We start from the raw sequence: 16772 nt of genomic DNA, 5'->3' as shown, positions 1-16772 counted from the left end.
TCATCCAGCCGGACGCGGGAACGATCTCCATCGGCGAGCAGACGGTGCGCTTCTCCTCCCCGCGGGAGGCGGCCGAACAGGGCACTGTCTGCATGTTCCAAGAGCTGTCGCTGATGCCGCATCTTTCGGTTGGCGACAATATCGTGCTCGCGGCCCCGCGCACCCGGATGGGGATGATAGAGCGCAGCGTTTATCGTGAAGCGCGCGAGGCCCTGGATCTTGTCGGGGCCAAGTCGATCCCGCTTGGCGCTCGCGTTTCGGGCCTGTCCCTGTCGGAACGACAGCTTGTGGAAATCGCCAAGGCCGTGTTCCGCAAACCCAAGCTTCTTATCCTTGACGAGGCGACGTCGGCGTTGACCAGCGAGCTCGTCGAAACGGTGTTCGGTGTCCTGAGAATGCTGAAGGAGCAAGGTGTCGCGATCCTCTTCATTTCGCATCGCATGCACGAGGTCCACGCCATCGCCGACCGCATATCGGTCTTCCGCAATGGCAGACATATCGAGACCTTCGACGTTGGCGCGCGCACGACCGACGAGATCGTCGGCCTCATGATCGGCCGTTCGCTGGAAGAGCTCTTTCCACCACGCCGCGCGCCTGTGCCTGACACGGCGCCGGTCGTTTTGAATGTGTCTAACGTGAGCTGGGCAGGCCAGCTTGTCGATGTATCCCTGGCAGCGCGCGCGGGCGAAATTGTCGGGCTCGGCGGTTTGGACGCACAGGGCCAGCAGCAGATCATGCATGCCGTCTTCGGTGTGCTGCGCGGAGTGACGGGCCGCATCACGCTCAATGGCAAGCGCCTGAATGGCCTCAAGCCGCCGAGGGTGAAACAATCCGATATCGGTCTGGCGCTCGTGCCTGAGGATCGCAAGACCGAGGGGCTGATCCCCAGCATGTCTGTTGCGCAAAACATGCGCTTGGCGGCCCTTGGGCGGGCCCCCTTCGGCCTGCTTGACCTGGACGGCACCAGCGAGGCCCGGCTGCAGGAGCTGATCGAACGTCTGGCCCTGACCTACGGTTCGCTGGACGATCCCATCGCGACGCTGTCGGGCGGCAACCAGCAGAAGGTGGTACTGGCCAAATGGCTTGTGCTGTCGCCCAAATGTCTGCTGCTGATGGACCCTACCCGCGGCATTGACCTGCCGACCAAGGCGCAGATCTACAGGCTGCTCACGGATCTGGCGGCCGAAGGAATGGCCGTGATCCTGCAATCGACCGACTATGAAGAACTCATTCACTTGTGCGACCGGGTGTACGTCTTCTACCGGGGCAGTGTGGCCAAGGAACTGACGGGGGATCACCTGTCCGCCGATGCCCTCATCGCCGCCTCGATGAACGTGCACCTTCACGCTGGGGTCCAAGCATGATGACCTGGCTTCGCCAAAATGCCAGGGAAACGATCGCCGCGCTCGCGCTGGTGATACTTTTCGCTGGCTATATCGCCATTCATCCGCGCGGCTTTTCGACCTATGTGGTTACCATCTGGTCGAACCAGGGGACGCTGCTTGGGCTCGCCGCGATCGCCCAGTTCTTTGTCGTTTTGGTCAAGGGCATAGACCTTTCGGTAGGGTCGATCATTGCGCTGACCAACGTGATGGGATCCTTCCTCCTCCACGGATCTCCCACGTCGATCGCCCTTGGCATGGTGGTGGTGCTCACCGTCGGGGTGGCCTGCGGACTGGTGAACGGGATTGCGGTCGTCTACGGAGGGGTGCAGCCAATCGTCACGACCCTGGCGACGGGTGGCATATTCGGCGGCATCGCCCTGCTTCTGAGGCCAACGCCTGGAGGCAGCATCGATGAGACAATGTCGGACGCGCTCACCTATGCAGTAGCGGGCATCCCGGTCTCGGCGGTCATTCTTGTCATCGTTCTCGTCGTATTGCTGGTGCTTCTGCGCCGCACGGCCATCGGCCTCGGCCTCTACGCTATCGGGTCGTCCGAACAGTCGGCTTATATGACCGGCCTTCGCGTGAACCGGCTGAAGCTCGTCGCCTACGGCAGCAGCGGCTTTGTCGCAGCTCTTGCCGGCACCTATGTCAGTATGGTTACGCTGACTGGCGATCCGAATATTGCGCCGTCCTACACGCTGAACTCGATCGCCGCCGTCGTGTTGGGCGGTGTTGCGCTAAGCGGTGGTGTTGGCAGCCCCATCGGCGCAGTGATCGGCGCTTTGATCCTAAAGACCATCTCGTCGCTGATGTTCTTCTCCGGCCTGCCGCCATTGGCGCAACCGTTCTTCGAGGGATTGATCCTCGCAACTGCAATTGCACTTGGCGCGCTCGGCGTTTTCCGGGTGCGCAGCCGGCTTGAGTTGTACCGCTGATGACCGGTGCAACTGAGCGAACCGTTACCTCCCGCTGGCTCAACCGAGACCGTGTATCGGTGCTGCTGATCGCGCTGGGCTGCGTGGCTCTGCTGTTGGGTGGTTCCCTGTTGTATCCCGGCTTCCTGAAGCCCGGCTACATCCTGCAACAGCTTCAGATCGCCGCCTTTCTTGGCATCATCGCCACCGGCGCGATGCTGGTGATCCTGCTCGGCGAGATCGACCTTTCGGTACCGTGGACCATTACTGGCACGGCGATCGTAGTCATCTCGGCCTCTGGCAGCTCCAATCCCCTGGTTGCCAGCCTGGCAATTCCCCTGGGACTATGCCTTGGCATTGCAGTCGGCCTCTTGAACGCCATTGGTGTTGCCGTCTTTCGCGTGCCTGCGATGGTGTGGACGCTGGCCGTCAACGCCATGCTGTTCGGCGCTGCGGTCTTCTACACCGGCAACAGCCGTCCCAACGGTGAGGTTCCCTGGCCGGCGACGCAGGCGGCGACCGGCCGGACCTTCGGCATCCCCAATGCTTTTCTCGTTTGGCTGGTGGTCGCCGCGATCACCATCTGGGTTCTCAAACGGACCGTTTATGGAAACTATCTCTACGCACTGGGCAATTCGCGACGTGCCGTGTTTCTCGCCGGGGCGCGGGTTCGTCTGGTTATGGTGGCAACTTTCGTCCTTGCCGGGGTTTTTTCCAGTTTCGGCGCCATCCTCCTGCTCGGCTACACCAATCAGGCCTATCAGGGCATGGGGGACCCTTATCTCATGCCGGTGATCTCGGCCGTGGTGATTGGGGGGACCTCGATTCAGGGCGGCCGAGGGAACTATATCGGCACGTTCGCTGGTGCGATCTTCATCACGCTTCTGTCGTCGATCCTGTCGGTTATGCAAATGCCCCCTGCTGCGCGCCAGATAATTTTCGGTGCGATCATCCTGGTCATGCTGCTGGTGCACGGGCTCACCAACAAGAAGGAAGGCATCTGAAAGCCAATGGCGGTCAGCGATCCAACGTGGATGCCGTGTCCACGTCCATGAGGCAGTCAAGGCTGTGATACCGATGGCGCCGAGCGCGAGTTGCACAGGCATTCTCGCGACATTGAAATATCCATCAGGCCGAGTGCAAGCCCAAACGGGCCGGTCGGCTGGCAAGGCAACCCCAGCAAGCAAGGCATGTCAAAATGGCATACTACGAGGTTCTGGATGATCGCTTCCAAGATTTCATTATCTCTCTGTGCAAACTTGAAAAACTCCATACTGGAATGCGCTGGGCTGAAGGGCCCGTGTACTTCGCCGATGGCCGCTTTCTGCTCTTCAGCGACATTCCCAACAACAGAATGCTGAAGTGGGATGAAGTGACGGAGAATGTTTCCGTTTTCCGCTATCCTTCGAATTTCTCCAACGGCAATACGCGCGACCGGCAGGGACGCCTGGTCAGCTGCGAACATGGGCAGCGGCGCGTCACGCGCACTGAGTATGACGGCAGCATCACCATCTTGGCCGATCGGCTCGAGGGCAAACGTCTCAATTCTCCCAACGATGTCGTGGTCAAATCCGACGATACTGTCTGGTTCACCGATCCGCCCTACGGCATCCTGAGCAACTATGAGGGCTACAAAGCTCCCAGTGAGATCGGAGCCTGCAACGTCCTCCGCCTTGATCCAAGGTCAGGTACGCTATCGGTGGCTGCCGGCGACTTCGACAAGCCAAACGGCCTTGCCTTCTCCCCGGACGAGGCACATCTCTATATCGCCGACAGCGGCCGTTCCCACGGCCAGGATAAACCGCACCATATGCGTTGCTTTGATGTGGGCGAAGACGGCCGCCTTTCGAATGGTCGCATCTTTGCCGAGATCGATCCCGGCATCCCCGATGGCTTTCGGATCGATGTGGACGGCAATTTGTGGGTGTCAGCTGGCGACGGCGTGCACTGCTTTGCGTCGGACGGTACGCTTCTTGGCAAGATTCTTGTTCCTGAGACTGTCGCCAATGTCTGCTTTGGCGGACCTCATCGAAATCGCCTGTTCATCGCCGCCAGCAGCTCGCTCTATGCCGTCTATCTCAACACAACCGGGTTGCAGGTCTGCTGAGGGAGCAAAATTTCCGGTGACCGGTTTACAATCCCGTCCGTCCCAGGTTGAGCAATCCATTGTCGACGGTGGTCGGGTCGACCAACAAGCGCGGGTTTATACTAGCAAATGCAACTAGCGCAAATCCAGAATTTGGCCGTTGGTAAACTCGGACTTAGGATCGGAGACCCTACCCGCAGCCAGGAAACTCTCCTGTGTTAATGCGACTTTTCGAGCAAGACTCGGAACATTGGCCATTTCCCTGGAAAATCCAGAGTGCGGTGTTCAGAAATGGCAGTCGCGGGCCGCAAGCAAAAAATGGCAACCTCGCGAAAACAGTGGTCGCGGCTGTGATCAAGCCAAAACTAGACGACAGTTGGGATATCTCAGGGCGCGCCATTTGTGAACAAACCTAGCACTCCTGCCGGAGCTGCTCCGCCGCCCACCGCCAGACCTCCCTGAAGCCAGCTCGGTCGAAGTCAATCGGCGACTTCTGCTTCCAGAGCGCGCCCTTGCCTTAGGCCACCGTCAGACCGGCGAACTGCTCGATAGCGGCCAGGCGATAAGCCATGATGTCGACGGAACAGCTTCGAAAACGCGGACGAAGTCTCGTAGCCGACACGGGTCGCAATCCGTGCAATTCCCTCGTCGCTTGTTTCGAGCAGAAACGCGGCCTCCGACATCCGGCGCGCGATCAGATAGCGGCACATGGACTCGCCGACGAGCTTAGTGAAGCGAGCCGAAAACGCCGACCGACCAAGTCCCACGCTTTGCCCGAGGTCGCCAAGCGTCCAGGGGCGATCCGGCCGTTGGTGGATCAACTGAAGTGCCGGTCCTATGTGTGGGTCTGCCATGGCCCCCAGCCATCCGCCTTCTCCGGGGCCGAGCGACTTGATCCAGCTTCGCAACACCTCGACGAAGAGCACTTCAGTCAGACGTGAGAGCGCAACGCCTTGTCCGGGACGCTCGAACGCCGCCTCGCTCACCATGCGTTGCAGAATCGCCGCGAGCCATCCTCCGTCTTCCGTCGGTTTCAGGAGAAGCACGGGCGGAAGCAATTCCAAAACGCTACCGCGCGAGGGGGTTGCCACAGTGAAATTACCACAGATCATCGTCGCGTGCGGTTGCTCGCCGCCTCCATGACGAACGAGGCCAAGACGCCCGGCTAATCGATCGATGTCGACAATCGGTACCGGCCCCGCCTGGCTATCCGAGTAGATCACATGGGGCTCGCCCCGCGTGACGACAACAAAGTCGCCCTCGGTCATGTGGAGCTCTCGTCCCTGTTCAAGCGCGAGGGTAGCCGAACCACGGCTGAGATAGTGGAAAAGGGCGTAAGGGCGCTTTGGCAACGCAAGATTCCAGGGATGGCCGAGCTCGAAGTGGAACAGCAAGGTTCCGCCAAGGCGAATGCGATCAAGCACTTCAGCGAGGATGTCCATGTCACTGACGTTAGCCCTTCGGACGATCCGACACAACATTCGGACGATTGTGCCCTAGCGTCCGCGACCTTCGCGGACGATCTCATGTCGCAGCGGCCGATGCATCGCGAGGTCATTCATTCGCTAACCGGCAGATGGATGGACCGTGGCTTCGCACAGACGGCTGCCCATTCTCGGACGCGCGTCGTCCGCCATTCCAACGGGAGCAATCCAATGCGAAATCTTCTACTTTCCGTCGCCACAGTCCTCATGGCCGGAGCAACAATTGCCGCACCCGCCCAATCGGCTCAACTGCCCAAGGGGGCGGCTCGCAATATCGTGCTCGTCCATGGCGCTTTCGTGGACCAGACAAGCTGGAAGCCGGTTGCCGATATCCTCACGAAGAAGGGCTACAACGTAACGCTCGTCGAAAACCCCCTCACCTCCCTCGCCGCGGACGTCGATGCCACCAAACAGGCGCTCGCGAAACAGAACGGCAAGACCGTTCTCGTTGGCCACTCCTGGGGCGGTGTGGTCATCACGCAAGCAGGTGATGATTCGAAGGTCTCGGCGCTCGTCTATGTCTCCGCATTCGCGCCTGACGTGGGACAATCCCTGGCCACCCTGGCCAAGAGCGGTCCGGCCACCGAAGGCGGCGCGGCAATTCATCCCGATGAGAAGGGCGATCTCTACATCGATCCCAAAGTGTTTCCTTCGGCAGTCGCGGCCGACCTTCCTCCAGAGATCGCCGAATCCCTGGCAAACCATCAACTGCCGTTGAACCACACCGCATTCGAGGCTCCGGTCGATACGGCAGCCTGGCACGATAAGCCGACGTTCTATGTGATCAGCACGAAGGACAAGGTCATCGCCCCTGAGGTCCAGAAGATGTTCGCCAACAGGATGAAGGCCCACACGACGGAGGTCGCCGGCAGCCATGCCTCCCTCGTCGTCCATGCGAAGGAAGTCGCCGCAGTCATAGAAAAGGCCGCACTCGTGAAGTGACGATACCGCTCCCGGCACTTTCGTGCCGGGAGCACCACGTCTGGTCGGCGGGCTACGGAATGCCTTGGGCCACGAGCGGCTCAAACCTAGCCAAAACCGCACCAGCTACTCCCACTCGATTATTTAAGCCAAGCATCCGGAGGATGACATGACTGAACTCGACACCGCGACTCAGGACGCCGCCACGCTAGAAACGGCGCCCACCCGTTACATCGAAGGCGGCGGAATCCGCTTTGCCTATCGCCGCCTCGGCCCATCGATCGGAACGCCGCTGGTTCTCCTGCAGCATTTCTCGGGCAACATCGACGCCTGGGACCCCGCCGTCGTGAATGCCCTGGCCGCCGATCGACCGGTGATCGCTTTCGATAACGCCGGGGTCGGCCGCTCGACAGGCCAAACGCCCGACAATATCGAGGCGATGGCCCGAGACGCGGTCGCCTTTATCAATCTGCTTGGCCTCCCCGAAGTCGACTTGCTGGGCTTTTCCCTCGGCGGCTTCATCGCGCAGCAGATCGCCGCCGACCACGCAACTCTGGTCCGCAAGCTCATCCTCGTCGGCACGGCTCCGAAAGGCGGTGAGGAGCATCTCTTGGCGGTTCTGCAGGACGCGTTTTCCCAAACCGACGCGCCGGACCCCCGCCTTCCGCTATTCTTCACGAAGTCGTCCGCCAGCCAGCAGGCCGGCCTGGCGTTTCTGAAGCGGGCGAAGGTGCGTAAGGAAGATCGCGATACCGATAACGGCAGCACGGTGACCGATCCGCAGACCAAGGCGCTGATTACCTGGTGCGCCACTCCTGATCCCGAGCACGCCACTCTGCGCGCCATCCACCAGCCAGCCCTTGTGCTCAGCGGCAGCCATGACACCATGCTCCCGGCGGACAACGCCTACGCAATGTTCAAGGCTCTAAGCAACGCCCAGCTGGTCCTCTATCCCGATTCCGGCCATGGCTCGCTGTTTCAGTATCCCGAATTGTTCGTCAACCACGTCCGAACCTTCCTGGAAGCGTAGTGGCGGTTGTCGCACCTTATTCTTCAGAGCTGTTGCGGAGAAAGAAATGACAATCGCAAAGGTCGAGGTTGAGCGTTTCAGCCTGACGTGCTCCAAACCATTCGATGCCGTTGTTGCCGCGCTCAAGTCAGCGGTCGGGCAACCTGACATGGTCGAATTTTTCAAGGCGACGAGCGCTGCAAACTCCTTCTCGGATTTGGAGCGCGTTGTGCAAAGCGGCCTCGGCCGTACAGGTCTCATGCTCTTCGCGGAATTCGACCTGGGCGCCATTCTGCGCCGCGAAACTGGGGCCGAGACTCCCAAGAGCATGCGGTTTTTGGTGGGCAATCCACTCATTATGAAAGATATGGTCAAGCACGTTCCCGATGCTGGATCTTATGCCCCGGTCACAATCCTTGTTGATCAACGTCCCGATGGCGTACATGTCTCCTATGACAAAATGGAGAGTTATCTGCTCTCCTATGGTGATTTGGAGGCTCTTGCTGTCGCCCGCAATCTTGATGCGAAAATCACAACCTTGTTACGCGAATGCGCAAGCTAAACTCTCCTGATGACGCTTCAAAAGACGCATGGAAGTGAGAGCCCGTCCCGAAAACCGACGACGCGGATGGTAACCATGGCGCGACGGCTTTGAGCAAAGCGGTCGCCGAAGCGATTGTGGGCTCGGCATCCTTGCGGGTCGAGCGGAGCGGCTCGGTACGGTATCGCTTCCAGAGACGTGACAGCCCCGCGAGCAAGCGTTCCTTCTCGGCGGCACCACCTGCGTCACGACGTCTTCTCCAGGACATCCGCGATAGGAACGTGGACGTGGTGGTCGTCTACAAGATCGACCGCCTCACCCGCTCACTCATGGACTTCTCGAAGATCGTCGAGATCTTCGACGCCAGCGCGGTGTCATTCGTCTCGGTCACCCAGCAGTTCAACACCACCACATCGATGGGCAGACTGACACTCAATGTGCTTCTATCCTTCGCGCAGTTCGAGCGCGAGGTCACAGCCGAGCGCATCCGCGACAAGATCGCAGCATCCAAGAAGAAGGGCATGTGGATGGGGGGTGTGGTGCCGCTCGGCTATTGCGTGGAGCATCGCAAACTAGTCATCGACGATGCTGAAGCGAAGATCGTTCGACATCTCTTCGAGCGCTACCTTGTTCTGAAGTCAGTGCGCGACCTTGCTGACGAGGCCGCGAACGATGGGCTCGTGACGCGAACCCGCAAACGCCAGGATGGGACTGTTGCGGTCACGATGCCCTTCGGCCGCGGCAACCTCTATCACCTGCTCTCGAACCCGGTCTACATCGGTAAGATTAAGCACAAGGATCAAGTCCACGACGGCGAGCATGAGCCGATCATCGCTGGCACAGTGTTCGATCAGGCGCAGGCGCTTTTGGCCAGTCAAGCGCCGCGCCGCAGGAGCGCATCAAACGTCACTCAGCCACATCTTCTGACCGGCCTCCTTTTCGACGAACAGGGCGAGAAGCTGCGATCGGTGCATGCCAATAAGCGCGGCGTTCGCTACCGCTACTATGTCTCAAAACAGTTCGTTGATCAGCGGCGCGGCAGTTGCGCCGGATGGCGTCTTCCTGCCGATGCAGTTGAATCAGTCGTTGAGCTTCAGCTGAATCGTATTCTCAGCGATCACAGCCAAATGGCTGATTTGATTGAGCGTTGGGGAGGTCCCGGCGAGATCCAATACGCGCTGAGCCGCGCGGCTGAGGTCAAGGCTGCCTGGAGGTCCAACACGGCTGACGCTAGGCGATCTCTGCTGCAGAAAATTGTCCGCCGCATCACTCTTGGTCAGAAGTCGCTGGCCGTCGACATCGACGGCCGAGCACTGTGCGAACATCTGCTCGATCGAATTTTGCCATCAGATGGCGGTGCCGAGACTTTTTCGATCCCTTGCCCATTCGACATCAAGCGACGCGGTGTCGAGATGCGCATTGTTCTCACCAATGGCTTATCCAACACCGCTGTGCCGGACGCCGGGTTGATTGACGTCGTGCAACGCTCCCAGCGGTATCTCCATCAACTCACAGATGGCTCTAGCCGAAGCCTGACTGAGATCGCTAGCTTGAACGCTACGACGGTCTCTGAGGTGAGCAGGCTGCTGCCGCTGGCGTTTCTCTCGCCGAAGATCGTGTCGAAGATTATCACGGGCAATCAGCCGATCGAACTCACAGCCCACAGGCTTTCGCGCCTGTCCGGTCTTCCGCTGGCCTGGACCGATCAGGCTGCCCTGCTCGGGCTCTGATCCCAGCCATCGGTCGAGCATCGCTTTTCCAAACAGTTGGCTACGGAAACGGGCCTGCAGAGACGAAGGCCCAAAATCGAGCTGTTCTGGGCCGAGAAGGCGGCGTCTCCACCAAGCGTTGTCAGGAATAGGTCGCTAACCCAACGGAAATGTCGACTCTATTCTGAGACGGCCGAAAACGAGCCAAAACTGGCGGACTGAATGGTGGGCCCGGAGGGACTCGAACCCCCAACCAAGCGGTTATGAGCCGCCGGCTCTAACCATTGAGCTACAGGCCCCACGCGGGCTGGATTAATGTTTTTCGCATCGCGGCACAAGGCTTTCCCGACGGGCTTCCGCAGATCGCCCAAATCAACCCATAATCGCGCTCTACGCGACCCCTTGCGACTTGATCGCAGACCAAGGAGATTTTCATGACCAGACATCTTTTGCCTCTCGCGCTCGCCACTGCAATCGCTTTTCCGGCGATGGCTGGAGCCACCGATCTGCCGACGCCGCCCCGCATCATCGTGTCGGGCGAAGGCGAAGCAACCGTAGCCCCTGATCTGGCGGTCCTGACGCTGAGCGTCATGCGCGAGGCCAAAACCGCGCGCGCCGCGCTCGATGCCAACAATGACGCCATGGCCGCCGTGATCGCGGCGATGAAGTCCGCCGGCATCAAGGACCGCGATCTGCAGACCGCTGGCATCCAGATCAACCCGCGCTACAACTACACCAACAAGCCGGACGGCAGTCAGGAAGCCGAACTCGTCGCCTACCAGGTGACCAACACGCTTTCGGTGCGGGTGCGCGACGTCGACAAGACAGGCGAGGTCCTCGACAAGGCGGTGTCGCTGGGCGTCAACCAGGGCGGCGGCATTGCCTTCACCAATGACAACCCGGCAGCCACGGTCACCGAGGCGCGCAAGAAGGCGGTCGCCGACGCCATGGCCAAGGCCAAGACGCTGGCCGAAGCCGCCGGCGTCAGCCTGGGCCGGGTGCTCGAGATCACAGACCAGAACATCAGGCCGGCGCCGATGCCGATCAATGCCAAAGCCTTCGATGCCGCGGCCGGCGCGGCTCCGGTACAGGCCGGTGAGAACGCCTACAATGTGCAGGTCACCGTCACCTTCGAACTGAAATAAGCGGCTCTGACGATCCGTGGCTGAGCCTGGCCACGGCAATCATCAACCAATAGCGTGCATGAAAAAACCCGCGGGATTGCTCCCGCGGGTTTTTTCGAGCCACACCCTTCAAACGGAAAGGGGCTCGGCTAGTCCAGACCAATCTTCGCAGAAGATTGTGTCTCCCGGCTGATCTTCGTAGAAGATCATGCCGCCGGCTGATCCTTGCAGAGGATCATGCCTCTTGATCGGCCAAACCCGAGCTTAGCGATAGATGACCGGGCAGCCGCGCTCATTGGCGAACACCACCACGACACGGTCGCCATCCTGGCGGCCCGCCACTTTTACCGTACGACGGTTGACGTCGACGATCCGGACGCGGTGGAGGCCCATGCGTTCGGCCTTGTCGAGGGCGCGGTCCGGCGAGCAGCCACGGCGCCAGTTGCCACGGCGCTCGTCACGGCGATGGCGATAACCGTCGTCACCGGTATAGACGCCGAAACGCGGGTCGTTGTTGTTGCCGAAGCCGAGATAGAGGCTGTCGGCGTGAGCGGGAACGGCCGCCAGCGTGCCGAGACCGACCAGGGCCGAAAGGGCTGCCGTCTTGATCGTGTTGAACATCGTCTTCTCTCCTTTTTGCGGGCCTTCGCCCGTCCTCGTGAACCGATGGTGGGAGAATGCGCCTGCCTGTCTGAACTCTTTACGAACCTGCCGTTCATCTCCGGTTCATATGGCGGGAAAAGGAAAGTTCCCGCCATTCGCCGTCGTCCCCAGCCCTCGGTGAAGGCCAGAACGCCTGACTCGGCGCCCGGTTCCGACCCCGCGGATTGGCCGAATGTCTTCAAACGCCAGGCTCTTGCTCACCGCCGCTGGTCCTACGGCTCCTCGTCCAGCACATAGTCAAAATAGTCTTCCGGCTCGGCAAGATCGGTTTCGCTCGCCTTGACCCGGCCGCGCATCGAGATGCCGGCTTCATGCACGGTCTCGGCGCTGCCCGACACCAGCCGGTGCCACCAGTAGAGGTCGCGGCCCTCGGCCACCAGCCGATAGGCACAGGTGCTGGGCAGCCAGCTGATGGTTCGCACATTCTGTGGCGTCAGCCCGACGCAGTCGGGAACGCGCGCCAGCCGGTTGACGTAGTCCGAACAGCGGCAGGTCTCGGCATCGAACAGCCGACAGCCGACGCTGGTCCAGTATATCTCGCCGGTGTCCTCGTCCTCAAGCTTCGAAAGGCAGCATTTACCGCAGCCGTCGCACAGCGATTCCCACTCGGCCGGGCTCATCGCCTCCAGCGCCTTGGTTTTCCAGAATGGCGTTTCCATTTCCGGGATGTGGCCCCAGCCGCGGGCAAGGTCAAGCGCGGCAATGGTCGCAAATTGCGGCTACCGCCAGGTGAATGACATGAAGTTGCCTTCAAAAGGTCGGTCAATCGCCCCGTACGGCCTCTATCCGTGCCAGACTGGAACCAATCGGCACAAGATCGGTTTCGGCAAGGATGGGACCCCACAAGGAGAATTTCGATGAAACGCCAACCACGGATTCTGGCAGGCACGGCACTCGGCCTGCTTATGGCATCCGCGCCGTTGGGCGCGTTCCCGCTTCAGGGAAGTGTCGCGTCCGGCCTTGCCCAGCGCACGGCAGCCCCATTCATCCTGGCGCAAGCAGCATGCGCCGAAGGCGAAGCCTGCGCACAACAGCAGCAGGCGGAACCCGAACAGAAGCGCGAGCGCAAGAAGGCCGAGCCTGAACAGCAGGCCGCGCCTGCCCAGAGCGAACAGCCCGCCGAGGAGCAGCAGCCACGCCGGAAGAAGCGCGACCAGCAGCAGCAGGCTGAGCGGGCGCCGGCCGAACAGGCCGCGCCAGCCGAGGAACAGCAGCCGCGCAGGAAGAAGCGCGACCAGCAGCAGCAAACCGAGCAGGCTCCGGCCAACCAGGCGGAACCGGCCAACGACAATCAGCCCGGCGAGCAGGCCAAGCCGCGCAAGAAGAACAGGCAGGACCAGCAGGCCCAACCTGAAGTCGCCCCGGCACCGAAAGAGGCTCCCGCTGGAGAGGCGACGGCCCCTGCCGGCGAACAGCCCGCGGCCCAGGGCGAGCAGCCCCAGGACACGACGAAGAAGCGTGTCAGGAAACCTGTTGGCGAGCAGCCGGCCACAGCCGAACAGCCAGCCACCGGCGAACAACCGGCCAATGGTCAGACGGCAGCACCGGCACAGGGCGAAAACCCGGTGCAAGGCGAAGCACCGGCCGATCCAAACGCCGCTCCCATCCTGGACAGCCAGAAGGACGCCGAGCGCAGAGGCGGCCGCAAGCAGGGCGACAAGATCGTCCCCCAGGATGGCGAGCAGCAGAATGGCGGGCAAAATGCCCAGCAAGGTGGCGATCAGGGCCGCAAGCCGGTGGCTGCTCCCATCGACCAAGGTCCGCCGCCCACCGACGACAGGGCCGCACAACAGGAGATCAAGCCCGAGAAGATCGCGCCGGTGACCGAGGAAAAGGGCACGCGCGTAGAGCGTGCGCCCGATGAGAACGTCCGTGACCGCCGGCGTCCGAAAGGCGTCGACGTCGTCAGGGAACTCGGCGACCGCGTCATCCTGCAGTTCAACAACCAGACATTCGTCGAGAGCAATGACGCCCCGCGCATGACCCGCGGCGCCAGGAACGTCTACTATGAGGATCTGTCGGGCGACCGCACCCGGGAAATCGTCGAGCGTGACAACGGTGTTCAGATCGTCACCATCCGCAACCGCTATGGCGACGTGATCCAGCGTTCGCGCATTGCGCCGGATGGACGCGAATATGTGCTGAGCTATGTCGATGAGCGGCACTATGAGGACGACAGCGACTGGCGCGATCCCGGCGATGATCTGCCGCCGATGCGGCTGACAATCCCGCGCGAGGAGTACATTCTGGACTCCGAGGATGTCGAAGATCCGGACGACTACTACACCTTCCTCGAACAGCCACCGGTGGAGAAGGTCCAGCGCCTCTACTCGATCGACGAGGTCAAACGTTCGGCCCGCGTGCGCGACATCGCACGGCGCGTCGATCTCGACACGCTCAACTTCGAATTCGGCTCGGCCTCGATCTCCGACACCGAGGTGCAGAAGCTCGAGGGCGTCGCCACCGCAATGGAGAAGCTGTTGAAGAAGAACCCGGCCGAGACCTTCCTGATCGAAGGTCACACCGACGCCGTCGGCACACCGGAGGCTAACCTGGCTCTTTCCGATCGCCGCGCAGAATCGGTGGCCGAGGCTCTGACCAACGCCTTCGGCATCCCGCCGGAGAACCTGACGACACAGGGCTATGGCGAGGAGTATCTGAAGGTCAATACGTCGGCGCCGAACCGCGAGAACCGGCGCGTCGGCATTCGCCGCATCACCTCGCTGGTGGCACCTGTGGCCAGCAACAATTAGGTCATGATTTCAAAATCATGTCCCGGTTTGTGGAATCGGCACGAGAAGCATCCATCCCCGGCACCGCCGGGGATGGATGGATGTGACGGGTTCAACAAGAATTGTACGGGCATTAGACACGGCTCATTGAATCGTGGGCCCAGCCACCCCAGATTCGGTGCTGGGCGTTCCCTGCCCCGTCCCGACTCCAGCGGGACGCATTGAACCCCGCCGGACCTTGTTCGGCGGGGTTTTTTGTCTTGCAAACGGTGGCGGCGTGGCCGAATACGACCATTGTCTGAGAGATAACCAGCCGGAATCATCCCATGAAGCGTCTCGAACTCGCCATCGAATCGATCATTCTCGCTTCACGCTGGTTGCTCGTCGTTTTCTATATCGGCCTGGCCCTGGCATTGGCCGTCTATGCGCTGTCATTCGGCAAGAAGCTTTATGAGTTCATTACCCTGGCGTTCACGCTCGGTGACACCGACACTATCCTCAAGATGCTCGGCCTGATCGATGCCGCACTGGTTGCCTCGCTGGTGGTGATGGTCATCATCTCGGGCTACGAGAACTTCGTCAGCCGCTTCGACGACCAGGAGGGTGGCGTGCACTGGCTGGGCACCATCGATGTCGGCTCGCTGAAGGTCAAGGTTGCCTCGACCATCGTCGCCATCTCGTCCATCCACCTTTTGCAGGTGTTTTTGAACTCGTCGACCTACACGACCGACCAGCTGATGTGGCTGACCATCATCCATCTCGCCTTCGTCGTCTCGGCCCTCATGCTCGCCTATATCGACCGGCTGATGGGCCTCGGCAAAGGCAAGAAGGATGAGGCGTAAGCAAGCGCCTGCCGGACCTTGAATCACTCCGGCAGGGTTGGCGCCCTATCGCTTTGTGAGCAAGGCTTTGCCGTGGCTCAGCCACGGCGGATGGCTTAGCTCGACGCTCACAATGACGCGGATCTAGTAGATGCTCTTGATCTTGCTGTCCGTGCGGGCAAACACCTCGTCAGGGACAAAGAAATCTCCGGCCAGAGGCCCGGTCGCACCTGGCGCATAGGCTGAAAAGTCGCTGACGCCCTCGGCGCGCAGCACCTCCTCGTCGATGTAGAAATTACCTGTTGTCTCGCGCGCCGGCCGCATGAAGATGGCATGCGCGGCGTCGGCCATGATGTCGGGCAAACGGCTCATCGCCGCCACCGTCGCGCCGCCGAGCAGATTGCGCACCGCCGCCGTGTCGATGGTCGAGATCGGCCACAGTGAATTGACGGCGATGCCGTCCTTGGCGAACTCCGCACTCATGCCCAGCGTGCACATCGACATGCCGAACTTGGCCATCGTGTAGGCGACGTGGTTCCTGAACCACTTGGCCTTCATGTCGAGCGGCGGCGCCAGATTCAGGATGTGAGCATTTTGCGCCAACTTCAGGTGAGGAATGCACATTTTCGAGACCAGGAAGGTACCGCGCGTGTTGATCTGATGCATCAGATCGTAGCGTTTCATGTCGGTCTCGAGCGTGCCGGTGAGTTGGATGGCGCTGGCATTGTTGACGCAGATGTCGATGCCGCCGAATTTTTCCACGGTCCTGGCGACCGCCTCGGCCACCTGCGCCTCCTCGCGGATGTCGCACAAAACAGGCAGCGCCTTGCCGCCAGCCTGCTCGATCTCTTCGGCAGCGCTATAAATCGTGCCCGGCAGCTTCGGATGCGGTTCGGCGGTCTTGGCCGCGATCGTCACATTGGCGCCGTCGCGCGCCGCGCGCAGCGCGATCGCCAGCCCGATGCCGCGCGACCCGCCGGAGATGAACAGCGTCTTTCCCTTGAGCGACATTTCCTTGCGCCTCCCTTGCAACACAACAGGCGCAAACCTTTGCGCGGCAGGCGACCGCAGCGCAAGACCCGACACGCTGGACACCGCGTTACGCAGCGTAGGGTTTATGACTAAACCAGCACCAACCCTTGGCGCATCGCAATGGCAATCGCATCGGTGCGGTTGGCCGCACCGAGCTTGATCAGGATTGCGGCGACATGGAACTTCGCGGTGTGCACCGAAATGTTCAGCCGCCGCGCAATCACCTTGTTTGGAGCGCCCTCGGCCAGCAGCGCCAACACTTCCGCCTCACGCGGCGACAGCGAAGGCCGGGCGGCATGCTCGTCGGAGGCCTCCTCCTCGAACGGCTCGCCATCGCCGGCACGGAAA

16 protein-coding genes and 1 tRNA gene (1 of these 17 running past the window's edge) are annotated in these 16772 nt (G+C 61.1%); 11 read left to right on the top strand and 6 right to left on the bottom strand.

Annotation, left to right across the window (positions count from 1 at the left end):
• The 4 genes from EOC06_RS09060 to EOC06_RS09045 all read left to right on the top strand — a co-directional run.
• Positions 1–1364: sugar ABC transporter ATP-binding protein (locus EOC06_RS09060; RefSeq protein ID WP_245469418.1), on the top strand; the 1364-nt coding region annotated here is incomplete at its 5' end.
• Positions 1361–2323, top strand: coding sequence for an ABC transporter permease (locus tag EOC06_RS09055; protein ID WP_128307560.1), 963 nt, complete (start codon positions 1361–1363; stop codon positions 2321–2323). The genes EOC06_RS09060 and EOC06_RS09055, both read left to right, overlap by 4 nt.
• A 59-nt stretch (positions 2324–2382) precedes the next feature.
• Positions 2383–3306: an ABC transporter permease gene (locus EOC06_RS09050; protein ID WP_245469417.1), complete on the top strand. Its 924-nt coding sequence runs from the start codon at positions 2383–2385 to the stop codon at positions 3304–3306.
• Positions 3307–3500: 194 nt separating this feature from the next.
• A complete protein-coding gene (locus EOC06_RS09045) occupies positions 3501–4409 on the top strand; it encodes an SMP-30/gluconolactonase/LRE family protein (protein ID WP_128307558.1) in 909 nt (302 codons plus the stop codon).
• 458 nt (positions 4410–4867) lie between these two features.
• Here the strand turns inward: EOC06_RS09045 and EOC06_RS09040 are convergent, their stop codons facing one another.
• Positions 4868–5830 carry an AraC family transcriptional regulator gene (locus tag EOC06_RS09040; protein ID WP_164898515.1) on the bottom strand — a complete coding sequence of 321 codons (963 nt, stop codon included), beginning with the start codon at positions 5828–5830 and terminating at the stop codon, positions 4868–4870.
• A gap of 213 nt (positions 5831–6043) precedes the next feature.
• Here EOC06_RS09040 and EOC06_RS09035 point away from each other — a divergent pair, with 213 nt between their 5' ends.
• The 4 genes from EOC06_RS09035 to EOC06_RS09020 all read left to right on the top strand — a co-directional run bounded on the left by EOC06_RS09035 (position 6044) and on the right by EOC06_RS09020 (position 10073).
• Positions 6044–6814 carry an alpha/beta hydrolase gene (locus EOC06_RS09035; protein WP_128307564.1) on the top strand — a complete coding sequence of 257 codons (771 nt, stop codon included), beginning with the start codon at positions 6044–6046 and terminating at the stop codon, positions 6812–6814.
• Positions 6815–6962: 148 nt separating this feature from the next.
• Complete coding sequence (locus tag EOC06_RS09030) at positions 6963–7823, top strand: alpha/beta fold hydrolase (protein ID WP_128307556.1); 861 nt, start codon at positions 6963–6965, stop codon at positions 7821–7823.
• A gap of 46 nt (positions 7824–7869) precedes the next feature.
• Positions 7870–8364 carry a DUF302 domain-containing protein gene (locus tag EOC06_RS09025; protein ID WP_128307555.1) on the top strand — a complete coding sequence of 165 codons (495 nt, stop codon included), beginning with the start codon at positions 7870–7872 and terminating at the stop codon, positions 8362–8364.
• Between the two features lie 89 nt (positions 8365–8453).
• The gene (locus EOC06_RS09020) at positions 8454–10073 is read left to right on the top strand and encodes a recombinase family protein (RefSeq protein WP_245469415.1); all 1620 of its coding nucleotides are present in this window, start codon (positions 8454–8456) and stop codon (positions 10071–10073) included.
• Between the two features lie 202 nt (positions 10074–10275).
• On the opposite strand, the gene EOC06_RS09015 is transcribed toward EOC06_RS09020, so the two are convergent.
• Positions 10276–10351 (bottom strand) — tRNA-Ile (locus EOC06_RS09015).
• 135 nt (positions 10352–10486) lie between these two features.
• Between EOC06_RS09015 and EOC06_RS09010 the strand changes: the two genes are divergently transcribed.
• Positions 10487–11197, top strand: a complete 711-nt coding sequence (locus tag EOC06_RS09010) for an SIMPL domain-containing protein (RefSeq protein ID WP_128307554.1) — start codon at positions 10487–10489, stop codon at positions 11195–11197.
• Positions 11198–11440: 243 nt separating this feature from the next.
• On the opposite strand, the gene EOC06_RS09005 is transcribed toward EOC06_RS09010, so the two are convergent.
• On the bottom strand, positions 11441–11797 hold the full coding sequence (locus tag EOC06_RS09005) for a hypothetical protein (RefSeq protein ID WP_127326311.1): 357 nt from the start codon (positions 11795–11797) through the stop codon (positions 11441–11443).
• 254 nt (positions 11798–12051) lie between these two features.
• A complete protein-coding gene (locus EOC06_RS09000) occupies positions 12052–12498 on the bottom strand; it encodes a YcgN family cysteine cluster protein (RefSeq protein WP_127318366.1) in 447 nt (148 codons plus the stop codon).
• Between the two features lie 198 nt (positions 12499–12696).
• Here EOC06_RS09000 and EOC06_RS08995 point away from each other — a divergent pair, with 198 nt between their 5' ends.
• Positions 12697–14592, top strand: a complete 1896-nt coding sequence (locus EOC06_RS08995) for an OmpA family protein (RefSeq protein WP_128307553.1) — start codon at positions 12697–12699, stop codon at positions 14590–14592.
• A 305-nt stretch (positions 14593–14897) separates the two neighbouring features.
• Complete coding sequence (locus EOC06_RS08990; RefSeq protein WP_127269030.1) at positions 14898–15413, top strand: TIGR00645 family protein; 516 nt, start codon at positions 14898–14900, stop codon at positions 15411–15413.
• A 123-nt stretch (positions 15414–15536) separates the two neighbouring features.
• Here the strand turns inward: EOC06_RS08990 and EOC06_RS08985 are convergent, their stop codons facing one another.
• Both EOC06_RS08985 and EOC06_RS08980 read right to left on the bottom strand, forming a co-directional pair.
• Positions 15537–16403: an NAD(P)-dependent oxidoreductase gene (locus EOC06_RS08985; RefSeq protein ID WP_127269031.1), complete on the bottom strand. Its 867-nt coding sequence runs from the start codon at positions 16401–16403 to the stop codon at positions 15537–15539.
• 110 nt (positions 16404–16513) lie between these two features.
• Positions 16514–16772, bottom strand: the end of a protein-coding gene (locus EOC06_RS08980) for a LuxR C-terminal-related transcriptional regulator (protein WP_128307552.1). 374 nt of this gene lie beyond the right edge of the window; only the last 259 of its 633 coding nucleotides appear in the window; the start codon falls outside the window, past its right edge — the gene reads right to left on this strand; its stop codon occupies positions 16514–16516.

It is taken from the genome of Mesorhizobium sp. M7A.F.Ca.MR.362.00.0.0 (assembly GCF_004023175.1).
GTDB lineage: Bacteria > Pseudomonadota > Alphaproteobacteria > Rhizobiales > Rhizobiaceae > Mesorhizobium.
The sequence above is the reverse complement of the archived record's forward strand: the minus strand, read 5'-3'. Positions and strand labels throughout refer to the sequence as shown.

Coding starts and splice junctions, on each gene's coding strand:
- EOC06_RS09045 (WP_128307558.1), top strand. CDS start 3,501: ATGGCATACTACGAGGTTCTGGATGATCGCTTCCAAGATTTCATTATC.
- EOC06_RS09040 (WP_164898515.1), bottom strand. CDS start 5,830: ATGGACATCCTCGCTGAAGTGCTTGATCGCATTCGCCTTGGCGGAACC.
- EOC06_RS09030 (WP_128307556.1), top strand. CDS start 6,963: ATGACTGAACTCGACACCGCGACTCAGGACGCCGCCACGCTAGAAACG.
- EOC06_RS09025 (WP_128307555.1), top strand. CDS start 7,870: ATGACAATCGCAAAGGTCGAGGTTGAGCGTTTCAGCCTGACGTGCTCC.
- EOC06_RS08990 (WP_127269030.1), top strand. CDS start 14,898: ATGAAGCGTCTCGAACTCGCCATCGAATCGATCATTCTCGCTTCACGC.
- EOC06_RS08985 (WP_127269031.1), bottom strand. CDS start 16,403: ATGTCGCTCAAGGGAAAGACGCTGTTCATCTCCGGCGGGTCGCGCGGC.
- EOC06_RS08995 (WP_128307553.1), top strand. CDS start 12,697: ATGAAACGCCAACCACGGATTCTGGCAGGCACGGCACTCGGCCTGCTT.
- EOC06_RS09035 (WP_128307564.1), top strand. CDS start 6,044: ATGCGAAATCTTCTACTTTCCGTCGCCACAGTCCTCATGGCCGGAGCA.
- EOC06_RS09005 (WP_127326311.1), bottom strand. CDS start 11,797: ATGTTCAACACGATCAAGACGGCAGCCCTTTCGGCCCTGGTCGGTCTC.
- EOC06_RS09055 (WP_128307560.1), top strand. CDS start 1,361: ATGATGACCTGGCTTCGCCAAAATGCCAGGGAAACGATCGCCGCGCTC.
- EOC06_RS09000 (WP_127318366.1), bottom strand. CDS start 12,498: ATGGAAACGCCATTCTGGAAAACCAAGGCGCTGGAGGCGATGAGCCCG.
- EOC06_RS09010 (WP_128307554.1), top strand. CDS start 10,487: ATGACCAGACATCTTTTGCCTCTCGCGCTCGCCACTGCAATCGCTTTT.